Source organism: Companilactobacillus sp. FL22-1 (assembly GCF_043951805.1).
GTDB lineage: Bacteria > Bacillota > Bacilli > Lactobacillales > Lactobacillaceae > Companilactobacillus.
On sequence record NZ_JBINJY010000010.1, the window covers coordinates 1 to 19,262 of the forward strand.

The 19,262-nt window shown below is 38.3% G+C and carries 18 protein-coding genes; 13 read left to right on the forward strand and 5 right to left on the reverse strand.

Annotated elements, in window-relative coordinates:
* The 3 genes from ACG72T_RS09110 to ACG72T_RS09120 form a co-directional block, all read left to right on the forward strand.
* A partial coding sequence (locus ACG72T_RS09110) for a hypothetical protein (RefSeq protein WP_395265910.1) occupies nucleotides 1-909 on the forward strand: 909 nt, incomplete at its 5' end.
* A 156-nt stretch (nucleotides 910-1,065) separates the two neighbouring features.
* Nucleotides 1,066-1,656, forward strand: a complete 591-nt coding sequence (locus tag ACG72T_RS09115) for a hypothetical protein (protein WP_395265911.1) — start codon at nucleotides 1,066-1,068, stop codon at nucleotides 1,654-1,656.
* Nucleotides 1,653-2,099, forward strand: coding sequence for a hypothetical protein (locus ACG72T_RS09120; protein ID WP_395265912.1), 447 nt, complete (start codon nucleotides 1,653-1,655; stop codon nucleotides 2,097-2,099). Before ACG72T_RS09115 ends, ACG72T_RS09120 begins: the two co-directional genes overlap by 4 nt.
* Before the next feature lie 183 nt (nucleotides 2,100-2,282).
* Here ACG72T_RS09120 and mscL read toward each other — a convergent pair whose 3' ends face one another.
* The 4 genes from mscL to ACG72T_RS09140 form a co-directional block, all read right to left on the reverse strand.
* Nucleotides 2,283-2,693: a large conductance mechanosensitive channel protein MscL gene (gene mscL / locus ACG72T_RS09125; RefSeq protein ID WP_395265913.1), complete on the reverse strand. Its 411-nt coding sequence runs from the start codon at nucleotides 2,691-2,693 to the stop codon at nucleotides 2,283-2,285.
* 159 nt (nucleotides 2,694-2,852) lie between these two features.
* On the reverse strand, nucleotides 2,853-4,550 hold the full coding sequence (locus tag ACG72T_RS09130; RefSeq protein ID WP_395265914.1) for a glycerol-3-phosphate dehydrogenase/oxidase: 1,698 nt from the start codon (nucleotides 4,548-4,550) through the stop codon (nucleotides 2,853-2,855).
* A gap of 126 nt (nucleotides 4,551-4,676) precedes the next feature.
* Complete coding sequence (locus ACG72T_RS09135; protein ID WP_395265916.1) at nucleotides 4,677-6,020, reverse strand: HD domain-containing protein; 1,344 nt, start codon at nucleotides 6,018-6,020, stop codon at nucleotides 4,677-4,679.
* On the reverse strand, nucleotides 6,021-6,833 hold the full coding sequence (locus ACG72T_RS09140) for a biotin/lipoate A/B protein ligase family protein (RefSeq protein ID WP_395265917.1): 813 nt from the start codon (nucleotides 6,831-6,833) through the stop codon (nucleotides 6,021-6,023). It lies immediately after the preceding gene.
* Nucleotides 6,834-6,888: 55 nt separating this feature from the next.
* Here ACG72T_RS09140 and ACG72T_RS09145 point away from each other — a divergent pair, with 55 nt between their 5' ends.
* The 6 genes from ACG72T_RS09145 (at nucleotide 6,889) to ACG72T_RS09170 (ending at nucleotide 13,218) form a co-directional block, all read left to right on the forward strand.
* Nucleotides 6,889-7,329, forward strand: a complete 441-nt coding sequence (locus ACG72T_RS09145; protein ID WP_395265918.1) for a DUF1934 domain-containing protein — start codon at nucleotides 6,889-6,891, stop codon at nucleotides 7,327-7,329.
* A gap of 46 nt (nucleotides 7,330-7,375) precedes the next feature.
* A complete protein-coding gene (rpoE, locus tag ACG72T_RS09150) occupies nucleotides 7,376-8,032 on the forward strand; it encodes a DNA-directed RNA polymerase subunit delta (protein WP_395265919.1) in 657 nt (218 codons plus the stop codon).
* 165 nt (nucleotides 8,033-8,197) lie between these two features.
* Nucleotides 8,198-9,811 (forward strand): CTP synthase, encoded by a 1,614-nt coding sequence (locus ACG72T_RS09155; protein WP_395265920.1) that lies wholly within the window; start codon nucleotides 8,198-8,200, stop codon nucleotides 9,809-9,811.
* Between the two features lie 40 nt (nucleotides 9,812-9,851).
* Nucleotides 9,852-11,132, forward strand: coding sequence for a UDP-N-acetylglucosamine 1-carboxyvinyltransferase (locus tag ACG72T_RS09160; protein ID WP_395265921.1), 1,281 nt, complete (start codon nucleotides 9,852-9,854; stop codon nucleotides 11,130-11,132).
* Between the two features lie 239 nt (nucleotides 11,133-11,371).
* Nucleotides 11,372-12,868, forward strand: coding sequence for a ribosomal protection-like ABC-F family protein (gene abc-f, locus ACG72T_RS09165; protein ID WP_395265922.1), 1,497 nt, complete (start codon nucleotides 11,372-11,374; stop codon nucleotides 12,866-12,868).
* A gap of 101 nt (nucleotides 12,869-12,969) precedes the next feature.
* The gene (locus ACG72T_RS09170) at nucleotides 12,970-13,218 is read left to right on the forward strand and encodes a type B 50S ribosomal protein L31 (RefSeq protein WP_010018477.1); all 249 of its coding nucleotides are present in this window, start codon (nucleotides 12,970-12,972) and stop codon (nucleotides 13,216-13,218) included.
* A 23-nt stretch (nucleotides 13,219-13,241) separates the two neighbouring features.
* On the opposite strand, the gene ACG72T_RS09175 is transcribed toward ACG72T_RS09170, so the two are convergent.
* Nucleotides 13,242-14,474, reverse strand: coding sequence for a multidrug efflux MFS transporter (locus ACG72T_RS09175; RefSeq protein ID WP_395265923.1), 1,233 nt, complete (start codon nucleotides 14,472-14,474; stop codon nucleotides 13,242-13,244).
* 90 nt (nucleotides 14,475-14,564) lie between these two features.
* On the opposite strand from ACG72T_RS09175, the gene murF reads away from it, so the two are divergent.
* From murF to alr, 4 genes are all read left to right on the forward strand, one after another.
* Nucleotides 14,565-15,929, forward strand: a complete 1,365-nt coding sequence (gene murF, locus ACG72T_RS09180; RefSeq protein ID WP_395265924.1) for a UDP-N-acetylmuramoyl-tripeptide--D-alanyl-D-alanine ligase — start codon at nucleotides 14,565-14,567, stop codon at nucleotides 15,927-15,929.
* Nucleotides 15,930-16,012: 83 nt separating this feature from the next.
* A complete protein-coding gene (locus tag ACG72T_RS09185) occupies nucleotides 16,013-17,545 on the forward strand; it encodes a DEAD/DEAH box helicase (protein ID WP_395265925.1) in 1,533 nt (510 codons plus the stop codon).
* 225 nt (nucleotides 17,546-17,770) lie between these two features.
* Nucleotides 17,771-18,130, forward strand: a complete 360-nt coding sequence (acpS, locus tag ACG72T_RS09190; protein ID WP_395265926.1) for a holo-ACP synthase — start codon at nucleotides 17,771-17,773, stop codon at nucleotides 18,128-18,130.
* Nucleotides 18,131-19,243: an alanine racemase gene (gene alr / locus ACG72T_RS09195; RefSeq protein WP_395265927.1), complete on the forward strand. Its 1,113-nt coding sequence runs from the start codon at nucleotides 18,131-18,133 to the stop codon at nucleotides 19,241-19,243. It begins immediately after the preceding gene.
* Nucleotides 19,244-19,262: the final 19 nt, after the last annotated feature.

The window sequence follows — 19,262 nt, forward strand, 5'->3', positions numbered from 1 at the left end:
AGTAGTCTTTCCGGGAATACTTTGACCTATACATTAAGTAAATCGCTATCTAGTTCACTAAATAGCGCAACCATAACGATTAACGGTGTGGCTAATGGTGTCAGTGCTTCAACTAAAGTTCCTTCCGTGCGTTCACATTTTACAAGTGATGATTTAATCAAAGATGTTGATACCGTACCATTCGTTATCAATAAAGCTAAGCCAATTAATTTGAGTTTGGATCAAACTCAGATTACTGTCAAAAATGATGAAGCTGCTAATGTAACTGGTCAAGTTACGTATACCGACGGAAGTACAGTCACCAATTCAAAGGTTAACGTGTATGGAATTCTCAATGGAACCAAACTGACCACGGTGTCATTGGGAAGCAGTGGAACTGATGGTAAATTAAATTATTCAGTTCCTTATTCACAACTTACTCAAGAAAAGAATACCCTTCAGATATATGTCAAAGACAGTGATGGTAATGTTTCTAATACGGGAACGGTAATAATTTCTAAACAAGGGACATTATCTTTGAACGTTGGCAATTATAGCTTTAAGACGATCAATACTGGTTTTGTTAACGGTTTAATTCCACGAACTGGTGCCTGGAATGTTTCAGTTAGCGATGCTAGAGCGCAAGGATCGCAATGGAAATTAACAGCCACAAATGATGGCTTGTATCAAAATAGCCTTAAATTTGCTGGAAACTTGATTTTTAGAAAATCTGATAATACAGAACAAGACTTCAGTTCCACAATCCCAGTTCAGATTGCTCAAGGAGCTAAGACTACTAGTGGTATTCAAGTTACACAAATTAGTGATAATTGGAATAGTGCCACAGGTATTTTATTGAAATCAACTGGTAAATCAGTGAAAGGCGCTTATACTGGAAAAGTTAATTGGGTTTTAAATGATTCAGTCTAGAAAAATACGTTAAATTGAATTTTTATTTGTTCAATTTAACGTATTTTTTTGGTTTATAAATTTGTTATGAAAAACCTTTCAGAGCTATATAATCTATCAAGAGTTAGTGATACTATGAGCAATAGATAGGCCGATTCTTGACCAGATTGGGGTGATATGATGAAACAGTATAAAGTTATCGTTTGGGGCCTTGGTAATGTTGGCCGGGCCGCAATTAGAATGATTCAGGAGAAACAGTCATTGCAGTTAGTAGCAGCAGTGGACATTGATCCGAAGAAAGTTGGCAAAGATGCTGGTGAGATTTTTGGCTTTGCTAAAACTGGCGTTACAGTAACTGATGATATCGATGAAGCATTGAAGTTAGATGCTGATGTAGTTTTGGATTATACGCCATTGGTTAGAGATGAAAAAGGCGGCTTTACACCTAGCGCTGTAGATGTTTGCCGATTATTAAAAGCTAAGAAAAATGTGATCACGACTTTGCCAATCTATTATTCACAGGCAACTACACCTGATTTATTCAAAATGATCAATGATACTGCTAAAGAAAATGGAGTTTCTTACTTACCAACTGGTTTGTTACCAGGAGCTTATGCTTCGTATATTCCAACTGTCTTAGCGGGACTTATGGGTCATGTGGATAAATTACAGTTCAATCAGGTGAAGACGATCAACATAATTATTCGAGTTGGGTCAAAGTTTTTGGATATGGTATGGATCCAAAGCAATTTCCACAGGATAAGTTGAAGTTAGGAATTGCTTCGTATTATATTTCTGGAGTCTATGAAATGGGTGATCGGCTTGGATTCAAGTTTGATGATATGAAGATTGAACATGAGTGGTACACCGCCCCAGAAGATTTACATCCAACATTTGGGACGGTAAAGAAAGGTACCCTTTGCGGACACAAGTTCACAATGAGCGGCATGGTTAATGGTGAAGCCAAAGTCAGTTTGATCTACGTTCATAAAATTTGTGATGATGTAGTTAAGACTCCTGCAATTGACAACAAGATTCACATTGAGGGGATGCCTAAAGCACTCGATATTAGTATCGATGGTATGATGCCTCTTGATGAAAGTTATGTAACTAGTGCGGCACCAAGCGTCAATGTCATTCCAATGGTAGTTGACGGCACGAGTGGTTTTATTCAGGCACTAGACTTAAAAGTCGTCACACCACTTAAATAGGAAAATATCTAAATAATGAGTGAGAGCGGCGCAAAACACTTTAAGCTTTCGAGCATTAATGTAAAAAGGCGGTAACTCGATTTTGAGTTGCCGCCTTTTGGATAAAAAAAAGACATGGCTCTGAGATAAGAGCACGTGTCTTAAAAGTGTTTAATTTGATGCAGCTTTTGTAGATTGACGACCTTAATAGCGGTCATTGTGGTTATTTCTTTGTTGATATCTCAATAGGTCACGGATTTGTTGTAAGTATTCGGTTTGTGGATCTGGGATTGCTTCACCGTTTCGATCAAACTTACTACGTGAACCATCACGGCGCATTTTATTCATCATTTTAACGATCATGAAGACGACGAACATAATGATCAAGAAATTGATTAAGGCGTTGATGAAATCACCGATCAAGAAAGTTGCTCCTAAGATTTGAAATTTCATGTCTGACAAGTCAATTTGTCCGATGATGAGTCCAATCAGTGGATTCAAAAGGTAAGTAGTAATCGCTGATACCAAGCTATTAAAAGCAGCACCAACGATAACACCGACAGCTAAGTCAACAACAGTACCACGGGAAATAAATTCTTGGAATTCCTTCAGCATTCTCGCAAATCTCCTTCATTATTATTACCTTTTTCAAAGTACAAGATTCACTTTACTATAATTTGAGAAAAATTAAAGTGCCGTGGAGATATTTATTCAAATTTTAATTTTGGAGTAAAAAAAGTCCAATCACCGGGATGATTGGACTTGCGACAATATTTAATTATTTTGAGCGTATTCGGTGTATTTTGCCTTAACATCATGAAGGTCAGTCAGGGCAAGCTTTTGATCGACTTCGGCGGTCATATCGGCGCTTGTCTCGTCGGACCAGTCATAATACTTAGCCATGTAGTCGATAACTCCAGTTTTGACTGATTTCATGTGTTCAATATCAAATAACATTTGACTACTACGACGAAGTAAGTAATCGATAGGATGTTCAACCATCTCAAACTCTAGGCCATAATTCAACATAGCCCAGTCGATTCTTGGCAAATTGTCCTTAGTTTGAGTGTCTGGTAATAATTGATAAACATCGAAGACATTTGAACCATAACGCTGAACTAACTTTTCAGCCTCATCGCGTTCTAGATCATAGTTGATAATCCCTTCATGAACAGCTTGGTCAAAGTAATCCATCCAGCCTTCATCACCACCAACTTCACCGCCGGATAAGGTTAAGTCTTCAGTGACTGTTTTCTTGAAGTCATAATCAGTTTCAACAGCTAGTTGTTCGGCCACACGGTTGACGATTTTTTCGGCCATCTTTCGATAACCAGTTAGCTTACCGCCAGCAATGGAGAGCAGGTCAGATTTGGATTGGAAAATCTCATCTTTTCGAGATATTTCTGATGGTGATTTGCCTTCTTCTTGAATCAGCGGACGAACGCCAGACCAACCACTTTCAACATCATCAGGAGTAAGATATTGTGGTAAGTCAAACATTTGATTAGCTGCCGCTAGAATATAAGTTACATCTTCCGTGGTAATATTTGGTTCTTTAGGATCTGCTGTCCAAGTCGTGTCGGTCGTTCCAATATAAGTCTTGTTTTCTCTAGGAATGGCAAACATCATTCGGCCATCGTGGAATGGGGTATCAAAGTAAACTGAATTAGTGATCGGGAATTTATCATGATCGATAACTAGGTGAACCCCTTTTGTAAGATGCAAGTGTTTACCAGTATCTGAGCCATCCAGTTGTCTGATTTCGTCTACCCAAGGACCGCAGGCGTTAATTACCTTTTTAGCATGGATTTCACCGGTCGAGCCATCGATCAAGTTTCTAAAGATCACTCCACAGACTTTGTCGTGTTGATCATACAATAGGCCGGTTGCTTGGATGTAATTGGCAATCAAGGCGCCAGATTCATTAGCTTTTTTCAATACCTCTAAAGTTAAACGGGCATCGTCAGTTCGATATTCAACGTAAACACCAGAACCTTTCAAGCCTTCGCCTTTAATGTATGGCTCACGTTCTAAGGTGTCATGTGCTTTTAACATGAACTTTCTTTCGGATTTCTTTACTTGCGCTAAGCGGTCATAAACGTCCAGTGCAATTGAAGTAGTGAATGGTCCGAAAGTCCCGTCGTCGTAGAAAGGCAACATCATTTTTAATGGTGTCGTTACGTGAGGGGCATTATTGTAGACAATTGCCCGTTCGCTACCAACCTCGTGAACTTCCTTGACGGCCGCTTGTTTCAAATAACGCAGCCCCCCGTGAACTAATTTAGTTGAGCGACTGGAAGTTCCAGAAGCAAAGTCACGCATTTCAATCAAACCGGTTTGGATATTTCTAGTTTGAGCATCAAGCGCAATCCCACTACCAGTGATCCCACCACCGATTACTAATAAATCTAATACTTGATCTTGCATTTTTTGCAAGTTGTCCGTTCTGGTTTTATTAGAAAATTCTGTCATGATAACCTCCTGTTTTTCACATTCTAGGCAAAGCAAGCATAACCTCATCATCTGAGAAATGCACAGACTTTAAATCAAAATAGGTTAGCTTCATTTTAATAAATAAATGTGAAAGTTGAAAGCGATTTACTGAACAATTTTATCGTTGTGAATATGTTTTTTGAATTTAGCATAGTCGCCACTGAAAATATCGTCTGTAGGCTCTAGTAACATTGACTTTGGGAAATAAAAGCGTTCGTCGCCTAAAACTTTACCAGTCAATGCGTTAACTAAACGGCTGATGGTCGACAGCTCTAATAAAGAGCCATCGTCTTGCATGATTTCAATCTGAGTGCGATTCTTATTCGAATTCGGGTCATAAATATCGTAAGGTAAGTCGTAGCTTGTATTAGTTGCTGTGTAGTAATCCTTGTCAAAGCCGACATTTTCAACTATTTCAGCTAAATTAGGCAAGATTTTTGCGGTGTTTTGGTCATATTCAGCTGATTTGAAAGGTCTACGAGCTAGAAAACGATAGGATAGATCTTTTAAAATTTCATCTGGGTAACTTTGCCACAAAGTGAAGTAGGTATTGAGGATGCCATCGTCGAGTAGTAAATAATCATCGATTGAGACTTTGTTTTCAAAGAAAGGAATCAAGAGGCTTGGCATCTCGAAACCATTCATATGATTATGTTCATAGAGATCCTTAGCTCGTTGTAGGAGCTTAGTTAAGACAACTTCCATACCTCGAGATACAGGATGAAAATAAACTTGTTGATACATTTGGAAACGGCTGAGAATATAGTCTTCAACTGCATGCATCCCATTTTTATCAAAGGCGATACCACCTTTATAAGGTTTCATCACTCGCAGGATTCTGGTTAAATCAAACATTCCATATTTAGTTCCTGTGAAGTAAGCATCGCGCAAGAGGTAATCCATGCGATCAGCATCAACTTGGCTAGAGATCATTTGAACTACTTGAGGATTAGGATAGGTATGGGCAATCACACTGGCAACTTTGTCTGGGAAGTCAGGAGCAACTTGTCTCAAAACACCATTGATTTCTGTTTCTGGTGAAGTGATGATCTTTTGAGTCCACATCTCATGATCGGTATTGAAAATATGTTCAAAGGTGTGAGAATAAGCACCATGACCCACGTCGTGAAGCAATGCCGCACAGAGAGCAACGAGGCGTTCGTTATCATCCCAAAGACCGTCACCGCTTTGTTTGGTGGGATAATTGCGTTGAAAATTATCACAGATTTGTCGTGTTATTTCATAAACACCCATACAGTGAGTGAATCGGGAATGTTCGGCTCCTTGAAAAGTAAATGAAGAAGTCCCTAGTTGTTTGATACGGCGTAGACGCTGAAATTCCTTGGTATTGATTAAATCGAGGATGACTTTGTGCTGAATATGAATGTAATTGTGAATTGGGTCGCGAAAGACTTTCTCTCTTGGTAACATTTCGATGTTGTCTGACATTTATTTGCCCTCCAGTAGAATCTTATTTCTTTTAATTAAATCGTTTAGCGTGTTATTATAGGCCTCTTGGTAAGGGAGTGAATTTTGAATTATATAAAATGTTTCTTGATCGACGTGGTAGTCTTGACTGATGACTTGTAAGATTTTTTCTTTGGCTGTAGTAATCGATAATTCTTGGTTTAACAGCTGGTCCAAGTTTTCCATAGCTTGAAGGTTGATCTCTGGGTAGGCAAAGCTTTGACTTTTGGGGAAGTTGCTGATTTCATAAAAGTTTTTCATGAGGCGGCTGCGTTGCTTTTGATTACCATTGATACTTATATAAGCCATGACAGCCACAGCATTGCCTGCTCTTCTCTGCGATATTCCAGCAAACTTTTTCCCGTCAATACTGAGGTCATAAGTTCCTGGGCAATATGAATTGACGATCTCACCGGCAGTTATGCGTGGCGAAAAGGCTTGTTTTAATAAGGAATACATTTTTTCGTAAGCATCGTCGATCAAAAGGTTGTCTTTGTCAGGTAAAAAGATCGTACAGTTAAGAATGCCTGAATCAGTGACGACACCTAGTCCTCCAGAATTACGGAGATAAAATAAGTAGTCTTTTTCTGACAACATATCTAGGCCCGCAGAGAGATTATTTAATCTTTTATCTTGCATGCCTAAGATGACAGTTGGCTGCGTAACCCAAAAATGGACTACTGGCTGGTTATTTTCGGAAACGAATTTTAAAATGGCACCAGTGTCTGAAAATGGAACAAGCATATCTTTATTAGAGCTAATTTGTTGGTCGTATAATATAATAGTATTGTTCACTTAATCACTTCTTTGAATTAATAATATAATTTTATCATGTAGAGGCTGTAGGGTATTGGAAAATAATAGTTTTGATATAAATGTTGAGTTAAATATTGATACATTACAATCTGGGGAGTTAACTCATACCAAAATTTCTGAACCGGGAAAATTCACTCAGATTGGTAATTCGATTTATTTGAGATTTCATGAGAGTTTGGAAAATGATGATAAAGCATCTATTCTAGTTAAAATTACGGAAAGTGGCGAGATTCACGTTAAACGAGTGGCCAAAGCTAATAATTTGGCTTCATTACTTTATTTTACCCATCAAGAACACAATAGTGGCCACTTGGAAACTGAATATGGAATTATGCCTTTAGACACGTATACCAAAGATTCTAAGGTCGAAATTGTAACTAATCCACTTTCTGGTAAAATAAACATTGATTATGATCTGATTTACGATAATAATGTAATAGGAAATTATAAGTTTAGATTGATTTTTAGTGCTTAAGTCTATATCATTATAAATAAGACGCTGCGAAAGGACGTGTACACGTTTGAAGTTTGACAAATTCAAGGGTCAAAACAAAGACGAGCTTTCATTGATTGAGGTCGCCTACGAGATCCTAAACAACAATAATAAAGAAGTAATGAATTTCTCAGATATCGTGAATGAAATACAAGATTATTTGGGTAAATCTGATGACGATATTAAGGAATCACTTCCTCAATTCTATACAGATTTGAATAATGATGGTAGTTTTCTTTCACTTGGCGAAAATGTTTGGGGTTTGCGCAAGTGGTATCCATATGATTCTGTCGATGAAGAAGTAAATCATCCTGAAGACAATGGTACTGAGAATACTCACAAGGCTGCCCAAAAGGTTAATGCCTTCTTGAGTGATGACGATGAAGATGATGACGTGGTCGACTACGATGATGATTCAGATCTAAGCGTCACAGATATGGATGACGATGATGACAGTGATGGCTCATCTGAAGGTGGTCCAGACTTGTCTAAGTTCACTAACTCTGATTTAACATCTGTTGATGACGATGACGACGATGAACATGATGAGGGTCTAGACGACGGTATCGAAGGTCAATTGACAGAATTCGATGCCGACGACGATGACGAAGATATCGATCTTTCTGATGATGATGACGAAGATGATGATGATATCGACGATGACGACGACGATGACAATAAATAAGTTTGATTTTTTTGATTAAAAGTTTGACGACTCGAACATATCACGGTATTATATAGTTCGGGCTCTATTTAGATAGACTAATTTAAGTTCCCTGTTCATGTTGAATGGGGGACTTTTTTATTTTTGCAAGTAAGAAATCCCTAGAATTAATATGTGGAGGAAAATATGACTAAATACATTTTTATTACAGGTGGAGTCGTTTCATCATTAGGTAAGGGAATTGTTGCCGCATCCCTTGGTAGACTGTTAAAGAATCGCGGCCTTAAGGTGACAATGCAAAAATTTGATCCTTATATTAATGTGGACCCAGGTACAATGAGCCCATATCAACACGGTGAAGTTTATGTTACAAATGATGGTACAGAAACTGACCTTGATTTAGGACACTACGAAAGATTTATCGATAACGATTTGAACAAGTATTCAAACGTTACAACAGGTAAGATTTATTCTGAAGTTATCCGTCGTGAACGTCACGGTGATTACAACGGAGCAACTGTTCAAGTAATTCCACATATTACAGATATGATCAAGCAAAAGATTATGCGTGCTGCTACAACAACTGATTCAGACGTAATCATTACTGAAGTTGGAGGTACTGTTGGTGATATCGAATCACAACCATACCTTGAAGCTTTGCGTCAAATGAAAGCAGAGGTTGGTTCAGAAAACGTTGTTTATATTCATACTTCACTCGTACCATACTTAAAGGCTGCTGGTGAAATGAAGACGAAGCCAACTCAACACAGTGTTAAAGAATTGCGTGGAATCGGTATTCAACCAAACATCTTAGTTGTCAGAACTGAAATGCCAATGCCACAAAATATGAAAGATAAGATTGCTTCCTTCTGTGATGTTGACTCAGAGGCTGTGATCGAATCTCGTGATGCTAGTTCACTTTATGACATTCCTTTGAATCTACAAGCACAAAATTTCGATGATATCGTTTGCCGTTACTTGCATTTAGATACAAAAGAAGCCGATATGGCAAATTGGCAAAAGCTAGTTGACCGTGTCCACAACTTGAAACACAAGACAAAGATTACTTTAGTTGGTAAATATACTAAGTTACAAGATGCTTACATTTCCGTAACAGAAGCCCTACGTGCTGCAGGTTATGCTTATAATACAGAAATAGAACTAGAAAAGATTTCAGCTGATCTTATTACGGAAGACAATGTGGCTGATTATCTAAAAGATTCTGATGGTATCCTAGTTCCTGGTGGTTTTGGTAGCCGTGGACTTGAAGGTATGATCACAACTATCAAGTATGCTCGTGAACATGATGTACCATATCTTGGAATTTGCTTGGGTATGCAGATGGCAAGTATTGAGTTTGCCCGTGATGTTGCTGGTATCAAGGATGCAACAACTGGTGAAGTTGATCCAAATGCTCAAAATAAGATCATTGACATTATGGCTGATAAAAAAGATGTCGAAGATCGTGGCGGTACTTTACGTTTAGGTGCATATCCATGTAAACTAAAAGAAGGCTCTAAAGCAGCAGCTGCTTATGACAATCAATCAGTTATCCAAGAGAGACATCGTCACAGATATGAATTTAACAATGAATATCGTAAACAATTCGAAGATCTTGGCTTAGTATTCTCAGGTGTTTCACCAGATAACCACTTAGTTGAAGTTATCGAAATCCCTGAAAACAAGTTCTTCGTTGCAGCTCAATACCATCCTGAATTCTTGTCCAGACCAACTAAACCAGAAGGTTTGTTCAAAGGATTTATCGGTGCAGCTTCAGGCCTTGAAGAAGATCAAATGTAATCTTCTTTTGAAGTAGTTAAAAATAGTTAGGAAAAAACTTATGCAAAAACTTGTAATCAACGGTGGAAAGAAATTATCGGGTGAAGTGACTATTGGTGGTGCTAAAAACAGTACCGTAGCGTTGATTCCTGCAGCAATTTTATCTGACACACCTGTAGTGTTAGATTCTGTTCCCCAAATTAGAGATGTAAAAAATTTACGTTCTATTTTGAAAGATATGAACGTTACTTCAGAAATGAATAATGATGTATTGCGAATTGATCCGACAAAGATCCAATTTGCTGAACTACCTAGTGGCAAAGTAAGCAGTTTGCGAGCTTCCTACTATTTTATGGGTGCGATGCTAGGTCGTTTCGGTAAAGCAGTCGTCGGTTTTCCAGGCGGCGATGATATTGGACCACGTCCTATTGACCAACATATCAAGGGATTCGAAGCATTAGGTGCACGCGTTGAGAACAAACATGGGCAAATCATTATTACAACTCCTGAAGAAGGCCTCAAGGGAGCTAAAATCTTTTTAGATATGGTTTCAGTTGGTGCAACGATCAATGTTATCCTGGCAGCTGTTAAAGCTAAAGGAACGACGGTGATCGAAAATGCCGCTAAAGAACCAGAGATTATTGATTTAGCAACATTCTTGAACAATATGGGAGCTGTTATCCGTGGTGTGGGTACAGAAACCATCCGTATCGAAGGCGTCGATGAATTACGTTCAAATAATGCTCATACGATTATTCCTGATCGAATCGAAGCTGGGACTTATTTAAGTTTGGCAGCTGCTAACGGCGGAGATATTTTAGTTAAAAACATCATTAGTGAACATTTGGATGCTTTCTTGGCTAAACTTGATGAGATGGGCGTTAATTTAGAGGTTGGCGAAGATAGTATTTACGTTAAACCATCGCCTAATTTGAAAGCCGTCAATATTAAGACAATGCCATATCCTGGTTTTGCTACTGACTTGCAACAACCGATCACACCGCTTTTGATGAAAGCTAGTGGAGAAGCGATGATCATCGATACCATCTATCCGAAACGAGTAAAACACATTTCTCAGTTAACGAAGATGGGAGCTAATATTACCAGTGAAAATGATTTGATTTTTGTTCATGGCGGAGCCCAATTAAAGGGTGCGAATGTCACAGCTGATGAGATCAGAGCTGGAGCTTGTTTGATGATTGCGGGACTATTAGCTGATGGTCAAACTGTCATCGATCACGCTGAAAATATTTTGCGTGGATATGATCAAGTGGTTTGGAAGCTTCATTGTTTAGGCGCTGACGTTAAGTTAGTTGGCGAAGATGAAATGATTGAATCTTGACATCAGCCTAGTAACCTGATAAATTAATTTATAATTAAGACACAGAGAGGAAGTGCGCCGTTGAGAAATTAAGTTCAAATTCAAGATTATACAAATATGTTAAATATTGTGTGTAGTTTGATTTGGCTTATTTTCTTGACCCGCTTCCTTAAAACCAATTAAGGATGCTGTTTAGCGTCCTTTTTTTGTACGAAAATTTTTAGTCAGATTGCACTACACCTGAATGAAGGTGTTATTAAATGGGTACAATTCAAGTCGAAAATGTTAGTTTTAAATATGACCAAATGTTGAACAACCTATTTGATTCATTAAATTTAAAGATTGATGAATCATGGAAATTAGGTTTGATAGGGCGTAATGGTCGTGGCAAAACTACCCTATTGAAACTTTTACAAGGAAAACTTGATTATCAAGGTCAGATTATTTCTAATCTCAATTTTTATTATTTTCCACAGACGGTTGTTGATAAAAACGTGCCAACAGTCGAAGTGGTACAAAAATTAGCTCGAATAGAGAAATACGATCTTTGGAAAATTGAGATCGAGTTGGATAAATTACAAGTCAGTCTAGATGTCTTGCAGCAAACTTTTTCCACGCTTAGTCCTGGTGAGCAGACGAAAGTCTTATTAGCAATCTTATTTATTGATGAATCAGGTTTTCAATTAATTGATGAACCGACGAATCACCTAGATATCGAGGGACGTCAGATCGTTTCAGAATATCTCAAGGCCAAAAAAGGCTTTATCATAATTAGTCATGATAAAACCTTCTTAAATCCAGTGATCGATCATGTTATCTCCATCAATCGGGCAGATGTGACAGTCTTTAAGGGCAATTTTGATACTTGGCAAGATAATAAAGCACGTCAGGATCAATATGAACAGAATCAAAAGGAACAATTACAAAAAGATATTCGTCGGTTACATGAAACAATGGTTAAGCGAGAAAATTGGTCCAATCAAACGGAGTCACAAAAGAACAAAAAGCATTACACTGAAAAAGTTCACTTGGATAAAGGGTTCATTGGACGTAAGTCAGCTAAGATGATGAAAAAGGCCAAGACGGCCCAAAAGCGAGTCGAAAGCGCTATTGATCAAAAACAAAATTTATTGAAGAATTTTGAAGATGAAGAACCAATCGCTTTGAATTACCAGCCGGTTAATTATCCACAAGTAATGGTGGAAGTTAAGGACTTGTCTTTGCAACATAACGAAATAGTCACGCCAACTGTTAATTTCAAAGTTGAAAATCGCCAAGTTGTGGCCTTAGTCGGTCCCAATGGGATAGGTAAAACGACTATCTTTAAACACATTTTGGGACTGCCACAGCCATTTGAGCATCAGGGGGATGTCAGAGTAGCCAATAACCTCAAAATCTCGTATTTGGCGCAAAATGATGAATTACAAGGCGATATTCAACAACTAGCTGTGGATAAAAAAATCAAATTGGAATTAATTTATTCTAATTTACGAAAATTAGGCTTTGAAAGGTCCTTGTTTGAGCAGCCTGTGGAAAAAATGAGTCAAGGCCAACAAAGAAAAGTTGCCTTAGCCTTGAGTTTGTCCCAGGAAGCTAATTTGTACTTTTGGGATGAACCATTGAATTACTTAGACGTTATTACACGTCAACAGATTATCGATGTCATCAAAAAACAACGTCCAACCATGCTTTTGATTGACCATGATTTGGATCTGATCGATCAAGTGGCTGTGCAAAAAGTCAGCTTACATTATTAGAATTATATTGAAAATTAGCTTTAGTCATGATAATATTAGACACTGTTAGTTATTATAATCTATATTTCCGTTAAGGATTTATGGCAAAGGAGCGACATAGAATGAAACAAGGAATTCATCCAGAGTACCGCCAAGTTGTATTTATGGATTCATCAACAGGTAAGAAATTCTTAGCTGGTTCAACAATGAACTCAAAAGAAACAACTGATTATGAAGGTACAGAATACCCATTGATTCGTGTTGAAATTTCATCAGATTCACATCCTTTCTACACAGGTAAGCAAAAGTTTGCTCAAGCAGATGGACGTATCGATCGTTTCAACAAAAAATATGGTTTGCAAAACAAATAAAAAAAGTCATCCAATCGGATGGCTTATTTTTTTGCTTTCGTATTCTTTGGCTTCAGATGTGAAAAGACCCAAACGAAGTTGATCATTGCTAAAATACTAGTACTTAAGAAGACAGCTGAATAGCTGAAAATACCAGAGATCGATGAACCAAGTAATGGTCCACAGACATTACCAACTGATTGGAAGGACTGGTTATAACCGAAGATCCGACCAGTATATTTGGGATCAGTATATTTGGCGAGAATTGTTTGTACTTGTGGAACTAAGCAAGCATCAGAGATACCAACTAAGAACCGCAGACCTGCTAATTGCCAGACATTAGTAACGAAGGCTTGGGGGATATAGACCAAAACGGCAAAAATTAAACCGCCGACTAAAATTTTCCCTGTACCGATTTTATCGCCCAAGGCACCGAAACGTGGAGCCGCGATGATGTTAGCAATTCCTGGCATTGCAGCAATGACACCCGCCACCAACGTTACTTGACTCGAGTTATGCATCAGCTGTTTAACGTACAAACTGATGATAGGATTGATCGAGTTGTTAGAAGTCTGGATGATCATGGTTGTGACAAACATGGCCAAGATTAAATTGGGATTTTTCAACTTGTGGAAAATTTCTTTGGTTGATTCTTCTTGCCCCTTAGGAACAGGTTTGAAATCTTCCTTAATAAAAATCGTAACGAGAATAAAAGCTATGAAAAGTAATGACCCAGTTATCATAAAAGGAATCCGATAACCGAAGTATTGAGCGATAACACCGCCGACCAAAGGTCCCAGAAGCGTTCCGGAAATAACACCGGTGTTCAAGGTTCCTAAAGCTTTTCCACTTTCCGATCTAGGTGCCGTTGAGGCAATTAAAGTGTTGGAGTTGCTGACGAATCCTGAAAAGACACCTTGCAAGAGTCGTAAAACAACCAACTGCCAAGGAGCAGTGACGAAAGCCTGTAGGAAAATAACAATCGCCATCCCAAGCGATGCCCGAATCAGCATCAACTTACGACCGCGACGGTCAGCAATCTTGCCCCAAATAGGAGAGATAATCGCCATAACTAGGAATGTCGATGAAAATGCGATACCATTCCAAATGACGAGCTGACTTTTTGTGAAATTACCTAACTGGTTAATGTATAATGGCATAAAGGGTGTTATCATACTGAAGCCAATACCGGATACAAAAGTACTGAACCAAAGAACTATTAGGTTACGTTTCCAATAATTGTTCGGCTCGACAGTATCATCTGTATTAGATGTCATATACATCAAATCCTTTCTAAGTATCTTAGTATACTCTTTTTTTGTTTATACCAGACAAATTAAATTATTTATAATTGAGGAAGTTTTTTCATGAAGATGAAGTTAAGGGAAGTTTACTCAGCGTTAAAAATCCAAAGTGATGCGATTGCAGACGTTGAGATTACTGGAGTTTGTTTCGATAGTCGCAAGGCTCAAAAGGGTGATTTATTTTTTCCACTGCAAGGAGATCGCGATGGACATGAATTTATCAATAGTGCGATTGAAAACGGCGTAAGTGCTACGATCTGGCAAAGTGATCATGAAATTGTCAATGCCAAGATACCTTATGTTGTCGTAAAGAATGTTGCCAGTGCCTTTGAAACTTTAGCTAAGTATTATTTGAATAAGGTAAATCCTAAGGTCATTGCTGTGACTGGTAGTAACGGGAAGACTACCACCAAGGATATGATCGCCAAGGTTTTGAGTACCAGCAATAATGTTGCCAAAACACCTAAGAATTTTAATAACGAAATTGGTGTGCCTTACACGATTTTGAACATGCCGACTAATACCGAAGTCTTAGTAGTAGAAATGGGGATGGACCGTCCTGGCCAGATCGATCATTTAAGCAGTATTGCTAATCCTGATATTTCTGTCATCACAATGATCGGTGAAGCGCATATTGAATTTTTTGGAACCCGTGATAAGATTGCTGATGCCAAAATGGAAATAACAAATCACTTGCAAGAAGATGGTCGTTTTGTTTATAACGGTGACGAACCATTATTGTTAGAACGTGCTAAAAAAATTGAACAGAGACAATTAACTTTTGGTCGAAAAGATACCAATGATTTGTATGCGACAAAGATCAAACCTGGCAAGACTACGACGAGTTTTACAACTAATCAATGGCCAGAGCTCGAATTCACGATTCCGATGATGGGCGAATATAACGTCAACAACGCTTTGGCTGCCTTATTGGTCGGACAAGCTTCACATATTAAACCCGAAGCGATGCAAAAAGCTTTAAGCGAGTTATTTGTGACCGAGAATCGGACGGAATGGCTCAAAGCTAGTAACGGAGCCGATATTTTGAGTGATGTGTATAACTCCAATCCGACGGCCGCAATTGAAGTTTTGCACAGTTTAAGTGCAATTAAAACCTCTGGTCGTAAACTGATCGTTTTAGGTGATATGCTGGAATTGGGTGATGCGTCTGCCAAGCTTCATGAGTCATTAGCCGATCATATAAATGCAACTGACTTCAATAAAGTTTATTTAGTGGGCGACGATATGAAATTCTTGAGAGATAAATTGGCTACTAAATATGATGATCAAGATTTACTTTGGTATGGCAAAGATCAGCTAGCTGATTTAACGGCAGAATTGAAAAAAGAATTAAAACCAAATGATACTATTTTGCTCAAGGCCAGCCATGGAATACATTTAGAAAACGTTTTACATGAATTATTGTAGAAGCTGTCATTTGAGTTTGTGTATGAAACGTGGTACAGTAGTCAAATTGTTATTTATCGTGTTTTAAAAAATGGAGGACATTTGTGAAATTTAAAGAATTAGATTTAGATCCCAGATTATTGAGTGCCATAGACGAAGCTGGTTTTGAAGAAACTACACCTATCCAAGCTCAAACTATTCCACTAGTTATGACTGGCGACGACGTCATTGGACAAGCTCAAACTGGTACAGGTAAGACGGCAGCCTTTGGTTTACCATTACTAAATGCCGTTGATACTCAATCAAGTGACATACAAGCATTGATTATCTCACCAACTAGAGAATTAGCTATTCAAACTCAAGAAGAGTTGTATCGCTTAGGAAGTAAGAAGAAAGTTAAGGTTCAGAGTGTTTATGGTGGTTCTGATATCAGACGCCAAATTCGTGCCTTGAAGAGTCATCCACAAATTATTGTCGGAACTCCTGGTAGAATGCTTGACCATATCAATCGTCACACATTGAAACTACACAACGTCAAAACCGTTGTCCTTGATGAAGCTGACGAAATGCTCGATATGGGATTCGTTGAAGATATTGAAAGTATCTTGTCAAACGTACCTAACAAGCATCAAACATTATTGTTCTCAGCTACAATGCCTAAGCCAATCATGAAGATTGCTGATAAGTTTATGACTGATCCTAAGATCGTTAAGATCAAGTCAAAGGAATTGACAGCTGATAAGATTGAACAATACTTTGTTAAAGCTAAAGAGTTTGAAAAATTTGATTTGATGACGCGTATCTTTGATGTTCAAGCTCCTGAGTTGGCCTTGATTTTTGGTCGTACGAAACGTCGTGTTGATGAATTGACACGTGGTTTACAAGCTCGTGGCTACAACGCTGAAGGTATTCACGGTGATTTGTCACAAGACAAACGTACTAGTGTTTTAAGAAAGTTCAAAGCTGGTAAGTTGGACTTCTTAGTCGCAACTGATGTTGCTGCCCGTGGTTTGGATATTTCTGGAGTATCACATGTTTATAACTACGATATTCCTCAAGATCCTGACAGTTATGTTCACCGTATCGGCCGTACTGGTCGTGCCGGACATTCTGGTGTGTCAGTAACTTTTGTTACACCAAACGAAATGGGTTACTTACGTACCATTGAAAACTTGACTAAGAAACGTATGGAACCTTTAGCTCCACCAACTGATAAGGAAGTTCTTAAAGGTCAACTTGAATCTGTTAAAGAAGATATCAAGGATACTTTGGAACATGACAAACATTTGGATCGTTTTGATTCAGCTGTTCAAGAATTGTTATCAGAATATTCAGCTGAAGATATTGCCAGAATCTTCTTGAGCGAATCAATCAAGGATGCTGAAAGTGTTCCGGTTAAGATTGCTCCTGAAAGACCACTTCCATCAAGAAAAGTTAGTCATAGCCGTTCAGGTCATGGACGTCGTGGTAAATTCAACGGACATCGCGGTTCTTCAGATCGTCGTAATGGTGGTCGCCGTCGTAATGATCGTCGTGGTGGCCATGATGACAATGGTGGCAAGCGTCGCGAACATGACAACAAGCATAATAGTCGTGCTAAAAAGTCATTCAAGATCAGAACTAATCTGGAAAAATAATAATTAATTTTATAAGGCAAGGTAAAACATTTTACTTTGCCTTTTTTGATACAGTAAAATAATCAAAGAAGGACAATATGACTATTAGCATCGATTCTGATCAAGACTTGTAAATTAGTCTGAGAATGCTATCATTTAGGCTTGAGCAATGAGTTAATCATTTTGTTTTTTTAATTATTTAGTTACGGAGTTTAACAAAATTCTTATAAAAACGGAGAGAATCATATGATCAAAGGTTTAGGTATCGATATTGCAGAAATCGACCGTGTTCGTAAGATTTATGGTCGTCATCCAAGATTTTTGGAGAAAATTTTGAATCCTGATGAAATTGAAGTTTTCAACGCTTTGAATACCGAAAAAGCTAAAATGACTTATCTAACAGGACGTTTTTCAGTCAAAGAGGCTTTCACAAAAGCTATGGGAACTGGCCTAGTTGGGATTGGTTTTCATGATTTGAGTGTTTTGAATCATGACTCGGGTCAGCCATACATCAAAACCGAAATATTTCAAGGCAATATTCACGTATCCATTTCCGATACAGATGAACTAGTTATAACTGAAGTTATACTAGAGGAGGAAAATTAAATGTTACCATCAATACATCGTCCAGCATACTTAGAGATAGACTTGGGCAAACTCAAGGAAAACCTGCAAAATGAGTTGGCAGCCGTACCCAAGGGAACCAAAGTCTTTGCAGTTGTTAAGGCTAATGCCTATGGACATGGTTTGGTTCAAGTAGCTCAAGCAGAAATTGAGTACGGAGCAGCTGGATTATGTGTAGCTACCTTAGATGAGGCCCTAGAGATACGTAATAGCGGCGTAGAGGCACCAATTTTAGTTTTAGGTATAATTCCTGTCGAGTATGCTAAAGTGGCCGCACGGGCCAATATTTCAGTGACTGTGGGTGATTTAGATTGGTTGAAGGTAGCCGTACAGTTGCGAACGACTAATTTGAAGGTACATTTAGCAGTTGACAGTGGTATGGGTCGCATTGGCTTTCAGAAAAAAGCCGACTTGGTTGAAGCTTGCGAATTTTTGAACGCTCATAAGAACGCCTTTATTCCTGAAGGATTGTTCACTCATTTTGCCACAGCTGACAGTCCGGATGAAAATTATTTTGAAAAACAGGTTCAACGTTTCAAAGAAATGTCGAGCGATTTGCCAACTGAATTTACTTACGTTCACTGTGCCAATTCAGCTACAGCTTTGTGGCACAAAGATTTAGCTATCAACATGGTTAGATATGGAATCGCCTTGTATGGTTTGAATCCCTCACAAACTGATATCACCAAGTTACCATTTAAACTAGAACCAGCTTTGAGTTTCTTCTCGGAATTGGTTTTTGTTAAAAAAGTTAAGGCTGGCGATAGTATCGGTTACGGTGCCACTTATACTTGCGAAAAAGATGAATGGATTGGAACTATTCCGGTCGGCTATGCTGATGGCTGGTTAAGAAGAATGCAAGGCTTCGATGTTTTAATCAATGGACAACGTTGTCAAATCGTCGGACGTGTCTGCATGGATCAATTCATGGTACGTTTACCAAAAGAATTGCCAGTCGGAACAAAAGTTACATTGATCGGTCAAGATGGTGACGAAGAAATAACGGCTACTGATGTCGCACAATATTCTCAAACCATCAATTACGAAGTTCTTTGTGCCTTGAATGAACGTCTTCCACGTGTTTACAAAAACTAAAAAAAAATTCTTACTGACT

Excerpts from the sequence above, each read along its gene's own strand:
- ACG72T_RS09115 (WP_395265911.1), top strand. The coding sequence starts at position 1,066 with ATGATGAAACAGTATAAAGTTATCGTTTGGGGCCTTGGTAATGTTGGC.
- mscL (WP_395265913.1), bottom strand. The coding sequence starts at position 2,693 with ATGCTGAAGGAATTCCAAGAATTTATTTCCCGTGGTACTGTTGTTGAC.
- ACG72T_RS09130 (WP_395265914.1), bottom strand. The coding sequence starts at position 4,550 with ATGACAGAATTTTCTAATAAAACCAGAACGGACAACTTGCAAAAAATG.
- ACG72T_RS09135 (WP_395265916.1), bottom strand. The coding sequence starts at position 6,020 with ATGTCAGACAACATCGAAATGTTACCAAGAGAGAAAGTCTTTCGCGAC.
- ACG72T_RS09155 (WP_395265920.1), top strand. The coding sequence starts at position 8,198 with ATGACTAAATACATTTTTATTACAGGTGGAGTCGTTTCATCATTAGGT.
- ACG72T_RS09160 (WP_395265921.1), top strand. The coding sequence starts at position 9,852 with ATGCAAAAACTTGTAATCAACGGTGGAAAGAAATTATCGGGTGAAGTG.
- abc-f (WP_395265922.1), top strand. The coding sequence starts at position 11,372 with ATGGGTACAATTCAAGTCGAAAATGTTAGTTTTAAATATGACCAAATG.
- ACG72T_RS09170 (WP_010018477.1), top strand. The coding sequence starts at position 12,970 with ATGAAACAAGGAATTCATCCAGAGTACCGCCAAGTTGTATTTATGGAT.
- ACG72T_RS09175 (WP_395265923.1), bottom strand. The coding sequence starts at position 14,474 with ATGACATCTAATACAGATGATACTGTCGAGCCGAACAATTATTGGAAA.
- murF (WP_395265924.1), top strand. The coding sequence starts at position 14,565 with ATGAAGATGAAGTTAAGGGAAGTTTACTCAGCGTTAAAAATCCAAAGT.
- acpS (WP_395265926.1), top strand. The coding sequence starts at position 17,771 with ATGATCAAAGGTTTAGGTATCGATATTGCAGAAATCGACCGTGTTCGT.
- alr (WP_395265927.1), top strand. The coding sequence starts at position 18,131 with ATGTTACCATCAATACATCGTCCAGCATACTTAGAGATAGACTTGGGC.